Annotated in this window: 18 protein-coding genes and 1 tRNA gene; 11 read left to right on the plus strand and 8 right to left on the minus strand. The window is 62.3% G+C overall.

Annotated elements, in window-relative coordinates; all coding sequences use genetic code 11:
- Positions 1-45 precede the first annotated feature (45 nt).
- On the plus strand, positions 46-915 hold the full coding sequence (locus ACK56M_RS08770) for a hypothetical protein (protein WP_411959364.1): 870 nt from the start codon (positions 46-48) through the stop codon (positions 913-915).
- A 334-nt stretch (positions 916-1,249) separates the two neighbouring features.
- On the opposite strand, the gene ACK56M_RS08775 is transcribed toward ACK56M_RS08770, so the two are convergent.
- Both ACK56M_RS08775 and ACK56M_RS08780 read right to left on the minus strand, forming a co-directional pair.
- Positions 1,250-1,326: transfer RNA gene (locus ACK56M_RS08775), tRNA-Pro, on the minus strand.
- A gap of 80 nt (positions 1,327-1,406) precedes the next feature.
- Positions 1,407-1,628, minus strand: coding sequence for a YgdI/YgdR family lipoprotein (locus ACK56M_RS08780; protein ID WP_013971697.1), 222 nt, complete (start codon positions 1,626-1,628; stop codon positions 1,407-1,409).
- A gap of 188 nt (positions 1,629-1,816) precedes the next feature.
- On the opposite strand from ACK56M_RS08780, the gene moaB reads away from it, so the two are divergent.
- Together moaB and glp are read left to right on the plus strand one after the other, a co-directional pair.
- Positions 1,817-2,356 (plus strand): molybdenum cofactor biosynthesis protein B, encoded by a 540-nt coding sequence (moaB, locus tag ACK56M_RS08785; protein ID WP_013971698.1) that lies wholly within the window; start codon positions 1,817-1,819, stop codon positions 2,354-2,356.
- A 22-nt stretch (positions 2,357-2,378) separates the two neighbouring features.
- Positions 2,379-3,566, plus strand: a complete 1,188-nt coding sequence (glp, locus tag ACK56M_RS08790) for a gephyrin-like molybdotransferase Glp (RefSeq protein ID WP_085721163.1) — start codon at positions 2,379-2,381, stop codon at positions 3,564-3,566.
- Here glp and ACK56M_RS08795 read toward each other — a convergent pair.
- A complete protein-coding gene (locus ACK56M_RS08795; RefSeq protein WP_015269519.1) occupies positions 3,555-4,802 on the minus strand; it encodes a glycosyltransferase family 4 protein in 1,248 nt (415 codons plus the stop codon). The two genes, glp and ACK56M_RS08795, sit on opposite strands and share 12 nt — an antisense overlap.
- Before the next feature lie 345 nt (positions 4,803-5,147).
- On the opposite strand from ACK56M_RS08795, the gene yegS reads away from it, so the two are divergent.
- Positions 5,148-6,035 (plus strand): lipid kinase YegS, encoded by an 888-nt coding sequence (yegS, locus tag ACK56M_RS08800; RefSeq protein ID WP_015269520.1) that lies wholly within the window; start codon positions 5,148-5,150, stop codon positions 6,033-6,035.
- Here the strand turns inward: yegS and ACK56M_RS08805 are convergent.
- From ACK56M_RS08805 to ACK56M_RS08815, 3 genes are all read right to left on the minus strand, one after another.
- Positions 6,019-6,678 (minus strand): response regulator, encoded by a 660-nt coding sequence (locus tag ACK56M_RS08805; protein WP_015269521.1) that lies wholly within the window; start codon positions 6,676-6,678, stop codon positions 6,019-6,021. The genes yegS and ACK56M_RS08805 overlap by 17 nt on opposite strands.
- On the minus strand, positions 6,668-7,564 hold the full coding sequence (locus ACK56M_RS08810; protein WP_043935470.1) for a sensor histidine kinase: 897 nt from the start codon (positions 7,562-7,564) through the stop codon (positions 6,668-6,670). The genes ACK56M_RS08805 and ACK56M_RS08810 overlap by 11 nt, the downstream gene beginning before the upstream one ends.
- Positions 7,565-7,939: 375 nt before the next feature.
- On the minus strand, positions 7,940-8,449 hold the full coding sequence (locus tag ACK56M_RS08815; RefSeq protein WP_015269523.1) for a hypothetical protein: 510 nt from the start codon (positions 8,447-8,449) through the stop codon (positions 7,940-7,942).
- 350 nt (positions 8,450-8,799) lie between these two features.
- Here ACK56M_RS08815 and ACK56M_RS08820 point away from each other — a divergent pair, with 350 nt between their 5' ends.
- Entirely contained in the window at positions 8,800-9,735 is a 936-nt protein-coding gene (locus tag ACK56M_RS08820; RefSeq protein WP_015269524.1) for a chemotaxis protein CheV, read from the plus strand.
- A gap of 56 nt (positions 9,736-9,791) precedes the next feature.
- Positions 9,792-10,595, plus strand: coding sequence for an MOSC domain-containing protein (locus ACK56M_RS08825; RefSeq protein ID WP_061302841.1), 804 nt, complete (start codon positions 9,792-9,794; stop codon positions 10,593-10,595).
- A 67-nt stretch (positions 10,596-10,662) separates the two neighbouring features.
- On the opposite strand, the gene ACK56M_RS08830 is transcribed toward ACK56M_RS08825, so the two are convergent.
- Entirely contained in the window at positions 10,663-12,588 is a 1,926-nt protein-coding gene (locus tag ACK56M_RS08830) for a transglycosylase SLT domain-containing protein (RefSeq protein ID WP_411959365.1), read from the minus strand.
- A 221-nt stretch (positions 12,589-12,809) separates the two neighbouring features.
- Here ACK56M_RS08830 and ACK56M_RS08835 point away from each other — a divergent pair, with 221 nt between their 5' ends.
- Positions 12,810-14,738 (plus strand): ATP-binding cassette domain-containing protein, encoded by a 1,929-nt coding sequence (locus ACK56M_RS08835; protein WP_096010220.1) that lies wholly within the window; start codon positions 12,810-12,812, stop codon positions 14,736-14,738.
- Positions 14,739-14,863: 125 nt separating this feature from the next.
- Here ACK56M_RS08835 and ACK56M_RS08840 read toward each other — a convergent pair whose 3' ends face one another.
- Positions 14,864-15,304 carry a universal stress protein gene (locus ACK56M_RS08840; protein WP_013971709.1) on the minus strand — a complete coding sequence of 147 codons (441 nt, stop codon included), beginning with the start codon at positions 15,302-15,304 and terminating at the stop codon, positions 14,864-14,866.
- Between the two features lie 110 nt (positions 15,305-15,414).
- Between ACK56M_RS08840 and ACK56M_RS08845 the strand changes: the two genes are divergently transcribed.
- The 4 genes from ACK56M_RS08845 (at position 15,415) to ACK56M_RS08860 (ending at position 20,181) form a co-directional block, all read left to right on the plus strand.
- A complete protein-coding gene (locus ACK56M_RS08845) occupies positions 15,415-15,852 on the plus strand; it encodes a hypothetical protein (protein WP_015269528.1) in 438 nt (145 codons plus the stop codon).
- A 645-nt stretch (positions 15,853-16,497) separates the two neighbouring features.
- Positions 16,498-18,645, plus strand: coding sequence for a fatty acid oxidation complex subunit alpha FadB (fadB, locus tag ACK56M_RS08850; RefSeq protein ID WP_411959366.1), 2,148 nt, complete (start codon positions 16,498-16,500; stop codon positions 18,643-18,645).
- A gap of 31 nt (positions 18,646-18,676) precedes the next feature.
- On the plus strand, positions 18,677-19,852 hold the full coding sequence (gene fadA, locus ACK56M_RS08855) for an acetyl-CoA C-acyltransferase FadA (RefSeq protein ID WP_013971712.1): 1,176 nt from the start codon (positions 18,677-18,679) through the stop codon (positions 19,850-19,852).
- A gap of 77 nt (positions 19,853-19,929) precedes the next feature.
- A complete protein-coding gene (locus ACK56M_RS08860; protein ID WP_015269530.1) occupies positions 19,930-20,181 on the plus strand; it encodes a DUF1653 domain-containing protein in 252 nt (83 codons plus the stop codon).
- Positions 20,182-20,277: the final 96 nt, after the last annotated feature.

Here is a 20,277-nt window from a genome sequence, read left to right on the forward strand (position 1 = left end):
AAAACACGGCATGGCATGCCGCCTAATGATAGTCACGGCCTGAAAATGACCCCAGAATATAGAATCGCAGTAGAAAAGCAGATCACATCCTACCTGTCAAAATATGACGTCAAAAATATTAAATATATGCAGGTTGAGCAAACATTCAGCGACTTGGGCGTGGAAATTCACGTTTGGAACGTGAAAGCAGAAGGCGGAAACTGGTGGGTTGTGGAAGGGGAAGGTGCCCCCATGAATCTCTATCCTCAGGACGCTTTTTATTTTTCCGCTGATGAGGCTTATTCTTTTCATATGGGTATAACCCAAAGACTACAAGCACGTCACCATAGTGAGTTCAAACATATAATTGATGAATTGCCATTAGACATTGACGAAATAAAATCAATCAGTCGAAGATTAAACCTAGCAGCGCAGGCCCTGAACGATGTTGCTGGCGTGGAAGACATTCAAAGTATCGGATTGACATGCAGAGAAAGCTTGATTGAGCTGGCTAAAGCGCTAGTAAGCGCTAATCCAACCATCTTGGAAGAGAATAATCTCAAAGCCGCAGATTTTAAAGGCATAGCAAAAGCAGTAATTTCAATATACGCAGAAGGGAAAAGTAACAGCAATCTGCGAAAGCATAGCCGCAGCATGGCAGAAATGGCTTGGGACTATTCGTCTGAAATTGTTCACTCGCCAAACAAAAATATTCCAGACGCCAAAATTTGCCTGCTATTTACATGCTCAATCGTTTCTATCTTCCAAAACCTTTACCTGAAACACTTGGGCTTTGATGCAGAGCCCAAATGCCCGGAATGCAAAAGCATGGATTTCAGCTTGCAAGCAACCGAGGATGATTCAATTGTCATCATGCTTTGTAATGACTGCGGCCACGAAGAAGCAGTGCAGGTAGAGAGCCAGGACGGTGAGTAAAACATAACAGCCTTATCACAGCAGATCGCGCCCGCGCCTGCTCATAATTGCCCGACATCGTTCACTAGGTGAAAGCTTGCGCGGCGCCGAACCTCCCGGTTGTTCGGCGGCAGAGCCCTGCCACAAGCGTGGCTTGATCGTCCGGCAAGCCGTAGTCGCCCAGGCGGATAGGCGTGCCGATGCTGGTAGGTGGCATGACTGCCTTGGCACTAACTGGTGTCAGCATGGGCCCCAGCTGCGCCTGTACGGCGTCGCTCAACTCCCCGAGGGGGTTGCACAGCCCTGGGCTAGAGAACGAAAAAGCCCGCACAAGGCGGGCTTTTTGACGAGGATTTGGTCGGAGAGACAGGATTCGAACCTGCGGCCTTCTCGTCCCGAACGAGACGCGCTACCTGGCTGCGCTACACTCCGATGAAGGAAATCCTACTGCATACTTTTTTTGCACGCAAGCCCTTGTTGTTAAAAGGGCCTTTGCAAAAAACAGGCTGCGATCAGAGCTCTTTGACGGTGCGGATCTGGTCCTTGTTCAGGCGCGTGCGCTTGCCGTCCAGCTGCTCGAATTCGTAGAAGCCCGAGTCTTCATCGTACTTCGGTGTGTCGGTGGCCTGAATTTCGCGACCGTCGTTCAGGGTAATGACGGTTGGCGATGCGCAGCCAGCGAGGGCGCCCAGGCCCAGGGCGAGCAGGAAGGCGGGTAGGGTCCGTTGAATCATCGTGTTTCTCCAGTGCGATGGTGCTAGATGACATTAAGACGCAGGGCGTCCACGCAAGTTCCGTCTACAGTGCAGCATAGCGGCAAACCTGTGGCATTGATCGAGGACAAGGGCCACGGGCGTCAAGCTGTGATGGGCGCGTGCTGTGTTATAACTGCGGCCATCCCATCTTCTTGTGACGGACCCCCATGAAAGCCAAGGCAGATACCCCCTTCGTGCCGCTGAACATCGCCGTGCTCACAGTCAGCGACACCCGCACCTTCGACACCGATACCTCCGGCCAGATGTTCGTCGACCGCCTGAGCGCGGCTGGCCATCGCCTGGCCGAGCGCGTGCTGCTCAAAGACGACTTGTACAAGATTCGCGCCCAGGTCGCCACCTGGATTGCCGATGACAGCGTGCAGGTAGTGCTGATCACCGGCGGCACCGGCTTTACTGGCCGCGACAGCACGCCCGAGGCCGTGGCCTGCCTGCTGGACAAGCAGGTAGAAGGTTTTGGTGAGCTGTTCCGGCAGATTTCCGTGGCCGACATCGGCACCTCCACCGTGCAGTCCCGCGCCCTGGCCGGGCTGGCCAACGGCACCCTGGTGTGCTGCCTGCCGGGTTCGACCAACGCGGTGCGCACCGGTTGGGACGGTATCCTCGCCGAGCAGCTGGATGCCCGCCATCGCCCGTGCAACTTCGTGCCGCACCTGAAGCAGGCAGCGGCCTGCGACAGCCGTGGCTGAGGTTACCCAGGCCCGGCCGCTGATGCCGGTAGAGCAGGCCTTGGAGCAGCTGCTGGCATTGGCCGAAGCGGCACCTATCCGTGACACCGAGAACCTGCCACTGGCCGAGGCCGAAGGCCGTGTGCTGGCCACCCACCTGGTGGCCTCGCTCGACCTGCCGCCTTGGCCGAACAGCGCCATGGACGGTTACGCCCTGCGCCTGGCCGACTGGCAGGGCGAACCACTGCCGGTCAGCCAGCGGATTTTCGCCGGCCATCCACCGCAGCCGCTGCAGCCGGGTACCTGCGCACGCATCTTCACCGGGGCACCGCTGCCCGAAGGTGCCGACTGCGTCGAGATGCAGGAAAACACCGAAGTGGCGGAGGATGGGCGGGTACGCTTTCTCGAAGCGCTGAAGACCGGGCAGAACATTCGTCCCCAGGGCCAGGAAACCCGCAAGGGCGAACAGGTGATGAGCGCCGGCACCCGGCTGGGGCCGATCGAGCTGGGCCTGGCCGCGACCTTGGGCCACGGCCGGCTGGATGTGGTGCGCAAGGTACGGGTGGCGGTGTTGTCCACCGGTGACGAACTGGTCGAACCTGGCCTGCCGCTGGGGCCGGGGCAGATCTATAACAGTAACCGCCGACTGCTGGTCAGCTGGTTGCAGCGGCTGGGCTGCGAGGTGGTCGATGCGGGCATCCTGCCGGATGACCTGGCACGCACCCGCACCTGCCTGGTCGAACTGGGCGATGTCGACCTGATCCTGTCAACCGGCGGTGTCTCGGTGGGTGAGGCCGACTACCTCGGTGCCGCCCTGCGCGAAGCCGGCGAGCTGGCCTTGTGGAAGCTGGCGATCAAGCCGGGCAAGCCGCTGACCTTCGGCCACTTCCAGGGCGTGCCGGTAATCGGCCTGCCGGGTAACCCGGCCTCGACCCTGGTCACCTTCGGCCTGCTCACCCGGCCTTACTTGTTGCGGCGTCAGGGCGTGACCGATGTTACGCCGTTGCGCTTCGACATGCCGGCCGGCTTTGACTGGCCCAAGGCCGGCACGCGCCGCGAGTACCTGCGTGCCCGCATCGAGCAAGGCCAAGTGCGCATCTACAAGAACCAGAGTTCGGGCGTACTGCGCAGTGCGGCCTGGGCCGAGGGGTTGGTAGAAGTGCGTGAAGGCAGTACACCGAAGCAGGGTGACAGCGTGCCCTTCATTCCCTTCAGCGAACTACTTGGCTGAGCGGCCCAGCCAGGCACTGGCCAGCGGCGCGGCCTCGACCGGTGCCGCCAGGGCCAGGCGCATGTGCACGTTCTCCAGTTGCTGGGCGGCCACGCTCCAGTCGTGGCGCTGGCGGGCAAACTGGCGCCCGGCGTCGCTCAACTGGCTCATGCGCCAGGGCTGGTTGAGCAACTGGGTGATCAGCAGCGCCAACTGGTCGCCATCCTCACTGCCCAGGTAGTGCTCACCGTTGTTCGCGGCCAGGCCTGAAACGCCCTTGCCGGTGGTGATTACCGGCAAGCCGGCGGCCATCGCTTCGAGGATTTTTACCTTGGAGCCACCGGCATAGCGCAGTGGTGCGAAGAACAGTGCCGAGCGCCGCTGCAGTTCACGCAGGTCGGGACGGTAGCCGAACCATTCGATGCGCGGGTCGTTCCAGTGCAGTTTCCAGCTGGCCGGCATGGCATGCCCGGCAATCGCCAGGCGCACCGCCGGGTTGCTCATCCAGACCTGCGGCATGATGTCTTCCAGCGCCCATTCGATGGCCTCCAGGTTGGCACCATACTCGAAGTTGCCAACGAACAGCAGGCGCTGGCTGTGCAGCGCGGGTTGCACATGCTGGTAGAAATCACAGTCCACGCCATTGACCACCACGTTCACCGGGCGCCCGCTGATCTGTGCGATCAATTCGGCATCGTGGGCGCTGACTGCCACCAGTTCGGTGGGTTGGTGCAATACCCGCTGTTCCCAGCGTCGATAACGCCAGCGGTCGAAGGCGTTGAGCGGGCGTAACCATAGCGGCAGGCGATCGTGGTTGGCGCCCCCCATCACTGATTCCAGGGTGTGCTCGCTAAGCATGTACGGCAGCCCGCGTGCCTGCAGGGCTTTTTCGAAGGGCTGGAAACTGTAGCTGTGCTCGATCTGGATCACGTCCCAGGGCTCGTCCAGCAATTGCTCGAAGCGGTGCCGCAGGCAAGGGGCCAGACCATTGATAATTGCGCGCATGGGGTAAGCGATAATCGGCGAGGCCAGCAGGTTGAGCGGGCTGTGCAGGGGCCGTCGGGGCAGCACGATCAGGCGCTCGAGCAGCGGCTCCAGGGCCTCGCGGGCGGCATCGTCAAGGGGGATCTTCGATTGCACCAGCAGGGTAATCCGGTGGCCCCGCTGTGCCAGTGCGCGTATCAGGTGGTATTGCCGGGTCTTGCTGCCGCTGGTGGTTGGCCAGGGCAGGTACGGCAGTGTCCAGAGAATGCGCATGACCCGGAATCCTCGCTAAAGGCTGCGGATAGCAAGACGCGCCCATGGGCAGCAGTGGTAGAACCACTGCCGGGGGCGCGTCCGTGGCAATAAAGTGTATCTGCTGAGCATAGCCGTGCATTGCCAGGCGTGTGGGAAAAGACAGGCCTACGCAATTAAATACTGGGAGCGGCCTAATGCCAGTCAGTTAAGGTTTCTACAGGCTTTACTGGGGCTGCAAAGCAGCCCCGAATTGCTTAACTGACAGGCACTGGGGAGCGGCCTGCTATTTTTTCGGGCGCATGCAACGATCCGCGACTGCAAAGGGTCGAGATCTGGGTTGATCACTTCACGGAGGCGCACAACATGCGAGCGGGCAAGGCAATGCTGATCCTGCATGGCAAGCAGGCGATGAACGAAGACTTGCGCAGCGCCGTGCATGACCTGCGCGACAGCGGCTGGGTCCTGGATGTGCGGGTTACCTGGGAGGCCGGTGACGCCCAGCGCCTGGTCACCGAGGCGCTGGCCGCCGGCTACGACCACATCGTCGCCGGAGGCGGGGATGGCACGCTGCGTGATGTCGCCGAGGCCATGGGGCTGGCAGGTACCAAGGCCAGCCTGGCGTTGTTGCCGCTGGGCACGGCCAACGATTTTGCCAAGGCCGCCGGCATACCCCTGGAGCCTGCCACGGCCCTGGCCTTGCTGAACATACCCGCACGGCCGATAGACCTGGGCCAGGCCGGCGACCAGCTGTTCCTCAACATGGCCACGGGCGGTTTTGGCAGCCAGGTCACGGCCAATACCTCCGAAGACCTGAAGAAAGTACTGGGCGCGGCCGCCTACCTGTTCACCGGGTTGTCGCGCTTTAGCGAACTGCAGGCCGCCTCGGTAGAGCTGCAAGGGCCAGGCTTCGACTGGCAGGGTGACCTGCTGGCGCTGGGGATCGGCAATGGCCGCCAGGCCGGGGGTGGGCAAGTGCTGTGCCCCGAGGCCCTGGTGAACGACGGCTTGCTCGATATCGCCATCCTGCCGGCACCTCAGGAGATGGTCGGGACGTTGCGTGAGCTGTTGGCCGGTAACGGTCTGTTCGTCAGGGCCAGGTTGCCCTGGGTGGAGATCAAGTGCTCGCAGGGGCTGGACATCAATCTTGATGGCGAGCCAGTGCAGGCCGAAAAGTTACGCTTCCAGGCCAAGCCCGCTGCACTGCGGCTACACCTGCCGGAGGGGTCTCCGTTGCTCAGTCGTCCAGGCTGATGATTTTCTCGCGCACGGCGAACAGCACCAGGCCGGCCACGTCATGGATTTGCAGGCGTTTCATGACTTGCGAGCGGTGGGTTTCCACTGTCTTGATCGACAGGCCCAGGCCGGTGGCGATTTCCCGGGTGGACTTGCCACGCACGATCAGGCGCAGGATCTCCAGCTGTCGCGCCGTGAGATTATGCCGCTCGCCAGCTGGTAGCTTGCCCTGCCTGGTGTGCTGCAGCGCCTGGTTGATGACCGTATGGGCGACGGCTGGGCTGAGGTAGCGCTCGCCGTTGCGCACCGCGGTCAGGGCCTGTTCCAGCTCGGTGGCGCTGGTGTCCTTGAGCAGGTAGCCGTGGGCGCCACTCTCCAGTGCCCGCATGATCAGGTCCGGGTCGGTGTGCATCGACAGGATCAACACCTTGCAGGTGCTGCCGCTGGCGCGCAGTTGGGTGAGGGCGTCCAGGCCGCTGGTCGAGCGCATGGAGATGTCCAGCAAGACGATGTCCGGCGCCAGCGTGCGCACCTGTTCGAGCAACTGGCTGCCGTCGTCGGCTTCACCGATCACGTCATAGCCGGGGATGTCGCACACCAGTGCGCGCACACCAGCGCGAATCAGCGAGTGGTCGTCTACCAGCAGCAGTCTACAGGTCATGGGTTGCAGTGCTCCTGGCGCGTTGCTGGGTGCGCGGTGGCCATGGGAACATCGCCTCGATGTGCGTGCCCAGGCCGAGCTGGCTGGTGATGTCCAGGCTGCCCTGCAACGCGGTTACCCGCTCCTGCATACCGGCCAAGCCCCGCTGGCCTGCTTCGGCCGGTTGCCTGGCGGGCACGAAGCCGCGGCCATCGTCTTGGATTGACAGCGCCAACCCCTCGGGGGTGCGCTGCAGGCGGATGACCAGATTGCGTGCCTGGGCGTGGCGCAGCATGTTGGTCACGGCTTCCTGGGTAATGCGGAACACCGCCATGGCCACGGCCTCGTCGATGCCCCCCAAGCGCTGGTTGCATGCCAGGCTCCAGTGAACGCCGCTGTTGCCCAGGGTGCGCACCAGGTGTGCGCGCAGGCTGGCTTCCAGGCCCAGGCTGGCCAACTGCCGCGGGTTGAGCAGGGCGGAGACATCGCGCACGTTGCCCAAGGTGTCATCCAGCGTGCTGCGCAGCGCGTCGCAGTGGCCTTGCAGCTCGTCGGGCATGCGCTTCTGCAGCCACTGCAGCTGCAGCTTGGCGGCGGTGAGCAACTGGCCGATGTCGTCGTGCAGTTCCCGGCTCAGGTGCTGGCGCTCGCCTTCCTGGACTTTGAGCATGCGCTCGGCCAGTTCCGCCGGGCGCAGGCTGATCGACTTGGCACCAAGGGCCAGGTGCACGGTAGCGCCCAGTGTGGCGGCCAGTTGCAGCACCAGCAGGCTGGCCGGAATCACCTGATCGGCCAGGTACAGCAACAGGTTGGCGACCAGCGAGGCAATGCACAGCCCGACAGTCGCCCAGCGCAGCAGGGTAGTACGGGAGCAGCACAGCAAAGAAGTCTTCAAGCGTGGAAGCATAGGTAGGGAAGCCACTGAAGTATTGCTGATGGAGGCCTTGCACAATCCATGTCAGAGGCTTTGGAGCAGTACTTGCCGTTTTCTTTCAAACACGTGATCTTGCGACCTTGCTGCAGGCCGCAAGCGTTTGTGGGGGCGCATATTACCACTTCGCAGTGCATCGGTCGCGGTCGGCTAACGCCATGAAACGCCGACGGGGCGGGTGCGGGAGGGTGGCAAAGTGCCGCTTTGCTTGATCGCGCAATATGCACTTGCCATCGAACTTGTGCGCTGTTGATTCAACTTGGCACCCCGCAACCTGAAAAACCTCGAGAATGTTCCAGGTTCGGCCAGGATGGGCCTGAATAAACGTGCCCGGCTGCATTTTGCGCCAGTTCAATAGGTGGCAGATGAGCGGCCGGAGTGCGTGCTGCCTGCCGTCTCGGAATGCGGGTGAATGCACACGCTGCCTTGCTCGTCGCAGGGTGTGCAAGGTTGTGCAAACGTTTGCTGCAAGGCCTTGGCCAGTTCACCCAGCAGCACCAACTGCTCGCCGATGTCCAGGTTAAGCCGTCCGGTGCAAGGGTCTACCAGTTCCAGCTGCCAGGCCAGCAAGGTCAGGCAGGCCCCTACCGCGGGCAGGGCTTCGCGCTGCAGGCAACCGACCTGGCAGGCCGGTGCCAGCAATTGCTGCAGGGCGGTGGTGTAATGGGCGACTTCGCGCAGGCCCAGATGTGCGGCCTGTCGAGCGAGGTTGTCGAGGGCATTTTCCAGGCAGTGGCAAGCATCCGGGTCGTTGTCGATCAGTTCCAGATGCTGCAGGCATTCCTGGGCCTGGGTCAGCAGTACCTGCGCATCCAGCAGGAACCCCTGCAGGGCGTTATCGAACGACAAGGCGCTGTCCATCATGATGCCCCCGCGCGTGGGGCTGGCACAGGGGACGGGCACGCCAAAACGATAGCTAGCAAAAGCCTGACTCCATTCATGCAATGAGAATGGCGTCACATTAATGGCTAAAGGATATCGCGAACATCAGGTCGCACCCGATTGTAGCTAAGGGTTTCCCTGATAAGGGCCTCAGGAGGGGAACTTTTGCTGTCCCGCTGAATCACCCGCGCTTCCCGCAGTAAAGCATGATGGTAAAGTGATATCAATTGCCTTCACGGCATTTTCCCGCAAGGGTCAAGGTGTGCGTGAAGCCGCCGATACAGGGTGGATGATTTCACTTTTTCCGACTCAAGCCTGGGGGCTTTCCAATGGCTGGCATTCTCGACACGGTAGACCAACGCACGCAACTGGTGGGTGAGAACCGCCTGGAAATCCTGATGTTTCGCCTGGCCGGCCGCCAGTTGTTCGCGATCAACGTGTTCAAGGTGCAGGAAGTGCTGCAGCTGCCCAAGTTGACCCTGATGCCCCAGCGCCACGCTTTCGTCTGCGGTGTGGTCAACCTGCGCGGCCAGACCCTGCCGGTGATCGACCTGTCCCAGGCGATCGGCATGCGCCCGCTGCAGCCGGGGCCGGACAGCACCATCATCGTCACCGAATACAACCGCTCGGTGCAGGCTTTCCTGGTGGGCGGTGTCGACCGTATCGTCAACATGAACTGGGAGGCGATCATGCCGCCGCCGTCCAGCGCCGGGCGCCAGCATTACCTGACGGCCATCACCAAGGTCGATGACAAGCTGGTGGAAGTGATCGACGTGGAGAAGGTGCTGGCCGAGATCGTGCCCTACAACGCCCGGGTTTCCGGCGACAAACTCGCCGACCCGGTGCTGGCCCGGGCCCGCGGCCGCGAAGTGCTGCTGGTGGACGATTCCAGCGTGGCCCTGGCGCAATTGCGCGACACCCTGTCCCAGCTGGGCGTGAAGCTGCACGTGGCCAGTGATGGCCTGAAGGCGCTGCGCATGCTCAAGGGCTGGGCCGACGCTGGTGAGGATGTGTGCGAGAAGCTGCTGATGGTGTTCACCGACGCCGAGATGCCGGAAATGGATGGCTACCGGTTGACCACCGAGATCCGTGGCGATGCCCGTTTGCGCCAGCTGTACGTGGTGTTGCACACCTCGCTGTCGGGTAGTTTCAACGAATCCATGGTGAAGAAGGTGGGCTGCGACAACTTCCTGTCCAAGTTCCAGCCCGATCGCCTGGTCGACGTGGTCAAGCAACGCCTGTTGCTGGATGCCGCTACCGCGTGATCCCGCCCCCTGCGGGGTATAAGCTTGGCGTTTTGGCATGACGCGAGGCGGCAGGGATGTTTCTTAGTGAGCTGTATCGGTACCCGGTGAAGTCCGGGCAGGCGCAACGCCTGCAGGCTTCAGCGGTTGGGTTGCTGGGGTTGCAGGGTGACCGGCGCTGGATGGTGGTGGAGGAAGAAAATGGACGCTTCCTTACCCAGCGCGCCTGGCCTCATCTAGGCCAGATCAAGGCAAGCGACGATGACAGCGGCCAGTTGCTGCTGGAAGCACCTGGGCAAACTCCCTTGTGGGTACCTGTGCCACCTGCCGATGACGCCCTGCGCGGCGTGACCATCTGGCGCGATACCTTGCGTGTGCCGGATGCGGGCGACGCGGCGGCGGCCTGGCTCAGCCAGTTGCTGGGCAAGGCCGTGCGCCTGGTGTATTGCCCGGAGCAGCGCGCGCGTTACCTGCCCAATGGCTATGGCTTCAACAGTGACCGGGCGGCGTTCCCCGACGGTTTCCCGTTGTTGCTGATCAACCAGGGATCGCTGAAAGAACTCGATCGCCGTATCGGCCGGCCCATGGAGGTGCTTCGCTTTCGACCCAACCTGGTGGTGCAGGGGGCTGAACCGTTTGCCGAAGATGGCTGGAAGCGGATTCGTATCGGCAGCTTGGAGTTTCGCGTGCTCAAGCCCAGTGTGCGCTGCATCTTTACCACCATCGACCCGGTTACCGGCGAGCGCAGCGAGGACCGCGAGCCGATGGCCACGCTCAGGACCTTCCGTGAGAAGGAGGGGGATGTGCTGTTCGGGCAGAACCTGGCGGTGGATGGCAGCGGGTGGTTGGAGGTAGGGATGCAGGTCGAAATCCTGGAGTAGCTGTGTTGCCTGTGCCGGCCTCTTCGCGAGTAAACCCGCGAAGAGGCCGGCACAGGCTCAGTAGCAATCACATGTCATCGAAATACCGCTCATGCCAATCCACCAGCGGCTGCGGCGAGTTCAGCTTCTGCCCGTAGATCACCGAATACGACAGTACGTTCTGCACATACTGGCGCGTTTCGTCGAACGGGATCGACTCCACCCACACATCGAAGCTCAGGTGCTTGGCGCCTTTGAGCCACTGCCGCACACGCCCGGGCCCGGCGTTGTAGGCTGCCGACGCGAGCACCCGGTTGCCGTTGAACTGGCTGTGCACCTGGCTCAGGTAGGCCGCACCCAGCTGGATGTTCTTGTCCGGGTTGAGCACCTGCGCCGGTGATGCCAGCGGGATACTGAACTTGCGCGCGGTTTCCTTGGCCGTGGCCGGCATCAACTGCATCAGGCCGCTGGCACCGACCGGGGAACGGGCATCCTCCATGAACGCACTTTCCTGGCGGGTAATGGCGAAGACCCAGCTCGAATGCAGGCCGCGGACCTTGGCCTCGCGCACCAGGGTGTCGCGGTGGGCCATCGGGAAGCGGATGTCCAGGTCGTCCCAGTACTGCGCCTGGCTGATGGTGCGAATGGCCGGGAAGTACCAGCGCAGGTCGTAGCCCAGGCGCGCCTGGGCGACCATTTCGTCGCGGCTGAAGTGGCGGCTGACGTGGTACCACTCGCGGCGACCTTCGACGATCTGGCCACGGGCGTGGAACTCCAGGGCACGGCGGATGCCCGGGGTGTTGCGGACCTTGTTGACCAGCTGTGGGCTGAGCACCAGCGGCTTGTTGTTCAGCTGGTAAGGGGTTTGTGCCCGGTCGGCAGCGAGGAAACCGTAGAAGTCACGCTCGCGCGCCACGGTCTTGTACAGCAGCGGGATCTGTGGGTTGTTCGGCTGCGCCAGCTCCAGGCTGCGCGCCTGCCAGTACTTCCAGCGGCTGCTGTTGGCCAGGTCCTGGGGCAGGCGGCGGGTCAGCTCGTAGGCGTCTTCCCAGCGGCCCAGGCGCAGTAGCAGGCGCAGGCGCCATTCGCTGACGGTGTTGTCACGCAGCTCGGGGTCGTAACGGGTCATCAGGTCGAGCGCGCGCGGGTCGTAGCGGCGCGCCAGCGTCAGGCCGATTTCGCGGGCGATGGCCACCTTCTCGTCGCGTGAAAAGTGCATGCGCTGGGCGTAGTCGTCGAGCAGCGCCAGGGCCCGCTCCGGGTCCTGTCGGGCAAGGCGGCGCAGGCCGAGGCTGACCACGTCGGACATGGCTTCGTTGGCCGGGGTGAAGCGCGACGGCTGGTTGAGCAGCTCGGGTTTCTGCGCCACCTCTACCAGCAGGCGCCCCTGCGGCGCGAGGGTGGTCAGGGTCTTGACCAGGCTGTTGGCCAGACCGTAATTGCGCGCCTGGGCCGCCAGCTTGGTGCGTTGCCAGCGCTTGGCCTCGGTCAGTTGGCCCTCGGCCGCCCACATGCCGAACAGTGTGTCGCAGGTAGCCGGCTGCGACTTGCCGACGTTCCACAGTTTGTCGGCCGTGGCAAAACCCTCGGCGCGCAGGCCGTGGCTGAGCTGGTACTGGCCGTTGAGGCAGTCCAGTTCGGTGAAGTTGAGCTTGGGGTCGTAGTACTTGACGAAAGTGTTCCATTCGCCGCGTTCGGCAAGCCAGCGCAACCAGCGTAGTTTCATCCAGTTGGCCTGGGGCAGGTCGCCATGCTTGGCAAGGAAACCTTCGATTTCCTGGTTGCTCGCGGTTTTCAGGCGGGCGGTGAGTTCGTCGTAGGCCAGGTAGGGCGTCAGCGGGTAGTCGCTGAGGGCCTGGGCATAGCGCAGATAGGGGCCTTTGTCGCCTTTGGCCAGCGCGCGCTTGGCCTCGTCATAGTACTGGCGTTGCAGGGTAAGATCGGCGGCCTGCGCCGCGCAGGTGGCGGCGGTGAGCAGCAGGCAGGATGCAATATGTAACAGGCGGCTGCGCATGATACGTCCGGGCAGTTGAACCATGGGGAAGTGACGGCGGAGCCAGCACTGTTGGAAGCTATTGCCTTAGCTTAGCTGTTTGCCAGCGGCGGGTGAAAGCACTGTGCTTGTATCGGGATATTAAGTTCGACCAGATGTCGCAAAGCCCTTGCCGGATGGCCAGGCGGATGCCGTCGGGGGCCAAGTCAGGTAGAATGCGCGCCCGATTTATGGAGACCAACATGACCCTGCTCAAATTCAGCGATGTGTCCCTCGCATTCGGCGCCATGCCGCTGCTGGACAAAGTGTCCTGGCAGATCGCTCGTGGCGAGCGGGTGTGCATCATCGGCCGCAACGGCACCGGCAAGTCGAGCATGCTGCGCCTGGTCAAGGGCGAGCAGAAGGGCGACGACGGCGAAATCTGGCGTGCCCCGGGCCTGAAGATCGGCGAGCTGCCGCAGGAGCTGCCGGTGGCCGACGAGCGCACGGTGTTCGACGTGGTGGCCGCAGGCCTGGATGGTGTGGGCGATCTGCTGGCGCAGTTCCATCACCTGAGCCTGAACATCCAGGGTGATGAAGACCTGGAAAAACTCATGCACGTCCAGCACGAGCTGGAAGCCCGTGACGGCTGGCGCCTGCAGCAGGTGGTGGAAAGCACTCTCAGCCGCCTGCAGCTGCCGGCCGACAAGACCCTGGCCGAACTGTCCGGTGGCTGGCGCCGCCGCGTGCTGCTGGCCCAGGCGCTGGTTTCGGAGCCCGACCTGCTGCTGCTCGACGAGCCGACCAACCACCTGGACATCGGTGCCATCGCCTGGCTCGAAGAGGCCCTGCGCGGCTTCAATGGCGCGGTACTGTTCATCACCCACGACCGTTCGTTCCTGCAGAACCTGGCCACCCGCATCCTCGAACTGGACCGCGGCGGCCTGATCGACTGGAACGGCGACTATGCCAGCTTCCTGGTGCACAAGGAGGCCGCGCTGGCCGCCGAGGAAACCGCCAACGCGTTGTTCGACAAGCGTCTGGCCCAGGAAGAGGTATGGATTCGCCAGGGCATCAAGGCCCGCCGTACCCGCAACGAAGGCCGCGTACGCGCGCTGAAGGCCCTGCGCGTGGAGCGCAGCGAACGCCGCGAGCGCCAGGGCAAGGCCAACATCCAGATCGAGGCGGCGGAAAAGTCCGGCAAGCAGGTAATGGTGCTGGAGAACGTCAGCTTCCATCACCCGGAAGGGCCTGTGCTGGTCAAGGACTTCTCCATGGTCCTGCAGCGTGAGGACCGCATTGGCCTGCTGGGCGCGAATGGTACCGGCAAGACCACGTTGCTAAAGCTGATGCTCGGTGACCTGGAGCCGACCGCAGGCAAGGTCGAGCGCGGCACCAAGCTGGAAGTGGCCTATTTCGACCAGATGCGCCACCAGCTCGACCTGGAAAAGACCGTTATCGACAACCTGGCCGAAGGCCGGGACTTCATCGAGATCGACGGCCAGAACCGCCATGTGCTGAGCTACCTGGGCGATTTCCTGTTCAGCCCTCAGCGTGCCCGTACGCCGGTCAAGGCGCTCTCGGGTGGCGAGCGTGCACGGCTGTTGCTGGCCAAGCTGTTCAGCAAGCCGGCCAACCTGCTGGTGCTTGACGAGCCGACCAACGACCTGGACGTGGAAACCCTCGAGCTGCTCGAGGAGGTGCTGTCCAACTACAAGGGCACCGTGCTGATGGTCAGCCACGACCGGGCCTTCCTCGACAACGTCGTCACCAGCACCCTGGTGTTCGAAGGCGAGGGCAAGGTGCGTGAATACGTCGGTGGTTACGAGGACTGGATTCGCCAAGGGGGCTCACCGAAGCTGCTGGGCGTGACCGAGAGCAAGGGCGGCAAGTCCGAGCTCAACAGCGCGGTGGTGGAGAAGGTAGAGGCCAAGCCGGCGCCTGCGCCGGTTGCAGTGGTGGCCGATGGTTCGAAGAAGAAGCTCAGCTACAAGCTGCAACGTGAGCTGGAAATGCTGCCGGGGCAGATCGACGAGCTGGAGCAGCGCATGGCCGAGGCCCAGGAAGAAGTGAATGCGGCGGGCTTCTATCAGCGGCCGATTGCGGAAACCTCGGCAGTGCTGGCCAAGATCGAGAAGCTGCAGAGTGAGCTGGATGTGCTGGTGGAGCGCTGGGCCGAGCTGGAAGGCTGATCGGCGTTAGCCTGACCCGGCCTCTTCGCGGGTTAACCCGCTCCCACAAGGACCGCACCGCTGTTGAGCGCGGTGCAGTACCTGTGGGAGCGGGTTCACCCGCGAAAGGGCCGGCACAGGTTGAATCATTCCTTCTTCTGCAATCGCACCGCCAGTACATCGCACGGCGCGCCATGCAGCACGTCATTGGCCGTGGAGCCCAGCAGCAATGCCAGGCCATGCCGGCCATGGCTGCCAACCACGATCAGGTCGCACTTCTGGTCCTTGGCCAACTGGTGGATTTCCTGGCGCGGCTGGCCATAGGTCAGGTGCGAGTCGCCGCGGTGGATGTCCGGGTATTTGTTGAACAGGCGGTCCATGCGTTCCTTGGCCTGGTCGAACTGCTGCTGTTGCAGCTGCGACAGGTCCATCGGCACGTCGCCGCCGAACGCCATGGCCATCGGCTCGACGATGTGTACCAGCGAAACCTTGGCATTCGACGGCGCGGCCAGCGCCATGGCGCGCTTGATCACCGGGTCGCATTCTTCGGTCAGGTCGACGGCGACCAGAAGATGTTCGTAGGACATGAGCGGAACTCCTGACAATCGCGATAGAAGAAGTATGGTCGCTTTCGGGCGGGTCTTCCGTGAAAAATGGCTAACCAGCTCATTTGCAACGTTTTATGGGAACTACTGATATGACGGTATTGCTGGTGGTGTCAATCCTCGCGCTGATTCTCAGCCCGCTTTCCTGGCTGCGCACATCGCGCAAGCAGAGCGAGCAGATGAAGCTGCGCCTGGAGGCTCGGCGCATGGGTTTGGCCATGCAGCTGGCGCCGCAGCAGTGGCCGCACTGGCTGGAAAAGGAGCCGCCAAGCCCATGCCCGCAATACCACCGGGCGCGTCGCCGCGGGCATGAGGACAGCTTCTGCTTCTGGCAGATCACCCCGGGGGTTTGGTGGAACCAGTGGCGTGAACCCTGCGAGGACCCACGCTTCATGGAGGCCTTGGCACGCTTGCCGGCGAGTGTCTACAAGGTCGAGGCCGATGCCCGGATGATCGCGTTGTACTGGACCGAGCGGGGCGATACGGCTGTGTTGCAGGATATTGCCCACGTCCTCGAAGCCCTGGCTTGAGAGCTGTCTTGCACGGGCCCTGTAGGAGCGGCCTTGTGTCGCGATCGGGCTGCGCAGCAGCCCCGGCAATCTTTGCTTTTCTCTCAAATCCCCGGGGCTGCTGCGCAGCCTGATCGCGACACAAGGCCGCTCCTACAGGGGTATGCGGTGCTTTTTAAGCCTCTATAACGACAAAGCGGCGGCTTGGCCGAACCCTGAAGGGGTGGGGTGCCAAGTCGCCGCTTTGCGTTCTGCTGCGCAGAAAAGGCCAGGCAGGCCGGGTATGCATTCAAGCAAGTGCCAGTGTAGCCGTTGGAGGCCGCCGCGCAAGGCAAAAGCTGCAGCATTCTTCTGCGGTTCATGGTCAATCGCCGACATGAATGGTCAGCAATCACTGTCATCATGTTTTGTACCGGGACGCTACAAAATGACCGGAAAGTCGTGTTTTCACCTTGCTCGCGAGCATTTGACAACGCCGATCTTTTCGGAGAATGTGTGCACACCCAAATCAAACGGGCGTATGAATTGAGCGTTTGTATGTCATGACGCCAAGCCATACTTCCGACTAGCGCGCTGACGGGTGTGCCTGGGGCAGGGCAGCTAGGCCTGCTTTTGCCGCAGCGATCGGCGTGTACAGTTCAGCTTCCATATCGTGGAGATCAGTTGATGATTTACGAAGGTAAAGCCATCACGGTTAAGGCTCTTGAAAGTGGCATCGTCGAGCTCAAGTTCGACCTCAAGGGTGAGTCCGTCAACAAGTTCAACCGCCTGACCCTGAACGAACTGCGCCAGGCCGTCGATGCCATCCAGGCCGACGCCTCGGTCAAGGGCGTGATCGTCAGCAGTGGCAAGGACGTGTTCATAGTCGGCGCCGACATCACCGAGTTCGTCGACAACTTCAAGCTGCCCGAGGCCGAACTGGTCGCCGGCAACCTGGAAGCCAACCGCATTTTCAACGCCTTCGAAGACCTCGAAGTGCCGACCGTCGCCGCCATCAACGGCATCGCCCTGGGCGGCGGCCTGGAAATGTGCCTGGCCGCCGACTACCGGGTCATGTCCACCAGCGCCAAGATCGGCCTGCCGGAAGTCAAGCTGGGTATCTACCCGGGCTTTGGCGGCACCGTGCGCCTGCCGCGCCTGATCGGTTCGGACAACGCCATCGAATGGATCGCCGCCGGCAAGGAAAACCGTGCCGAGGACGCCCTGAAAGTGGGGGCTGTCGACGCCGTGGTCGCGCCTGAGCTGCTGATGGCCGGTGCCCTTGACCTGGTCAAGCGCGCCATCAGTGGCGAGCTGGACTACAAGGCCAAGCGCCAGCCCAAGCTGGAAAAGCTCAAGCTCAACGCCATCGAACAGATGATGGCCTTCGAGACTGCCAAGGGCTTCGTCGCCGGCCAGGCCGGCCCGAACTACCCAGCCCCGGTCGAAGCCATCAAGACTATCCAGAAGGCTGCCAACTTCGGCCGTGACAAGGCCCTGGAAGTCGAAGCCGCAGGCTTCGCCAAGCTGGCCAAGACCTCGGTTGCCGAGAGCCTCATCGGCCTGTTCCTCAACGACCAGGAACTCAAGCGCAAGGCCAAGGCGCATGACGAAATCGCCCACGACGTGAAGCAGGCCGCCGTGCTCGGTGCCGGCATCATGGGTGGCGGCATCGCCTACCAATCGGCGGTCAAGGGCACCTCGATCCTGATGAAGGATATCCGCGAGGAAGCCATCCAGCTGGGCCTGAACGAGGCCTCCAAGCTGCTCGGCAACCGCGTCGAGAAGGGCCGCCTGACCCCGGCCAAGATGGCCGAGGCACTCAACGCCATTCGCCCGACCCTGTCCTATGGTGACTTCGCCAATGTCGACATCGTCGTCGAGGCCGTGGTCGAGAACCCGAAAGTCAAGCAGGCCGTGCTGGCTGAAGTGGAAGCCCAGGTGAAGGACGATGCGATCCTCGCTTCCAACACCTCGACCATTTCCATCAACCTGCTGGCCAAGGCGCTCAAGCGCCCGGAAAACTTCGTTGGCATGCACTTCTTCAACCCGGTGCACATGATGCCGCTGGTGGAAGTCATCCGTGGCGAGAAGTCCAGTGAAGTGGCGGTTGCCACCACCGTGGCCTACGCCAAGAAAATGGGCAAGAACCCGATCGTGGTCAACGACTGCCCGGGCTTCCTGGTCAACCGCGTGCTGTTCCCGTACTTCGGCGGCTTCGCCAAGCTGGTAAGCGCCGGTGTCGACTTCGTGCGTATCGACAAGGTCATGGAGAAGTTCGGCTGGCCAATGGGCCCGGCGTACCTGATGGACGTGGTCGGCATCGACACCGGCCACCACGGCCGCGACGTGATGGCCGAAGGGTTCCCGGACCGCATGAAGGACGAGCGCCGCTCGGCCGTTGACGCATTGTACGAGGCCAACCGCCTGGGGCAGAAGAACGGCAAGGGCTTCTACGCCTACGAAACCGACAAGCGCGGCAAGCCGAAGAAGGTCGCCGACGCCACCGTGCTCGACGTGCTCAAGCCGATCGTCTACGAGCAGCGTGAAGTCACCGACGAAGACATCATCAACTGGATGATGGTCCCGCTGTGCCTGGAGACCGTGCGCTGCCTGGAAGACGGCATCGTCGAAACCGCTGCCGAAGCCGACATGGGTCTGGTCTACGGCATTGGTTTCCCTCCCTTCCGCGGTGGTGCGCTGCGCTACATCGACTCGATCGGTGTGGCCGAATTCGTTGCCCTGGCCGATCAATACGCCGACCTGGGGCCGCTGTACCACCCGACCGCGAAGCTGCGTGAGATGGCCAAGAACGGCCAGCGCTTCTTCAACTGAGCGGTCAACGAGCTAGAGCGAGAGATTTGATATGAGCCTGAATCCAAGAGACGTGGTGATTGTCGACTTCGGTCGCACGCCGATGGGCCGCTCCAAGGGTGGCATGCACCGCAATACCCGCGCCGAAGACATGTCGGCGCACCTGATCAGCAAGCTGTTGGAACGCAACGACAAGGTCGACCCGAAAGAAGTCGAGGACGTGATCTGGGGCTGCGTCAACCAAACCCTCGAGCAGGGCTGGAACATCGCCCGCATGGCCTCGCTGATGACCCAGATCCCGCACACTTCCGCGGCGCAGACCGTCAGCCGCCTGTGCGGCTCGTCGATGAGCGCGCTGCACACCGCCGCCCAGGCGATCATGACCGGCAACGGTGATGTGTTCGTGGTCGGTGGCGTGGAGCACATGGGCCACGTCAGCATGATGCATGGCGTCGACCCCAACCCGCACCTGTCCTTGCATGCTGCCAAGGCTTCCGGGATGATGGGCCTGACCGCGGAAATGCTCGGCAAGATGCACGGCATCACCCGTGAGCAGCAGGACCTGTTCGGCCTGCGTTCGCACCAGCTGGCCCACAAGGCCACGGTCGAAGGCAAGTTCAAGGACGAAATCATCCCGATGCAGGGCTACGACGAGAACGGCTTCCTGAAGGTGTTCGATTTCGACGAAACCATTCGCCCGGAAACCACCCTCGAAGGCCTGGCATCGCTGAAGCCGGCGTTCAACCCGAAAGGCGGTACCGTCACTGCCGGTACCTCGTCGCAGATCACCGACGGTGCATCGTGCATGATCGTCATGTCCGGTCAGCGCGCCATGGACCTGGGCATCCAGCCATTGGCGGTCATCCGTTCCATGGCGGTAGCTGGTGTCGACCCGGCAATCATGGGCTACGGCCCGGTGCCGTCGACCCAGAAAGCCCTCAAGCGTGCTGGCCTGACCATGGCCGACATCGATTTCATCGAGCTCAATGAAGCCTTCGCTGCACAGGCCCTGCCAGTGCTGAAAGACTTGAAAGTACTCGACAAGATGGATGAGAAGGTTAACCTGCACGGCGGCGCCATTGCCTTGGGCCACCCGTTCGGTTGCTCCGGGGCGCGGATTTCCGGCACCCTGCTCAATGTCATGAAGCAGAATGGCGGTACCCTGGGGGTGGCGACCATGTGCGTCGGCCTCGGCCAAGGTATCACCACTGTCTTCGAGCGCGTCTGATCGCGTAGCGGGACAGCGACCGGGGCCTTGTGCCCCGGTTTTGTTTTTACAGGTTTTATTCAAGAGGGTGGAGCAACATGCAGATACAACCAGGCGTATACCGGCATTACAAAGGGCCTGAGTACCGTGTCTTCAGTGTTGCGCGGCACTCCGAGAGCGAAGAGTGGATGGTGTTCTACCAATGCCTGTATGGTGATTACAGCTTCTGGGTACGGCCACTTTCGATGTTCCGGGAGTCCGTCGAGGTTGACGGCGAGCAGGTGCCACGCTTTGCTTTGGTCAAGGCCGAAGAGGGGCTGCCCGGGGTGCTGGGCAAGTCGCACCAGTGATAGTCCGAACTTGACCTCACACTTTTGCCACTATATATAGCGGTGCCGCGTCTGGCACCTGACGCGTTTTTCATCTTCAGATTCAGGAATACTCCG

The organism is Pseudomonas sp. s4, from assembly GCF_046764235.1.
GTDB lineage: Bacteria > Pseudomonadota > Gammaproteobacteria > Pseudomonadales > Pseudomonadaceae > Aquipseudomonas > Aquipseudomonas asiatica.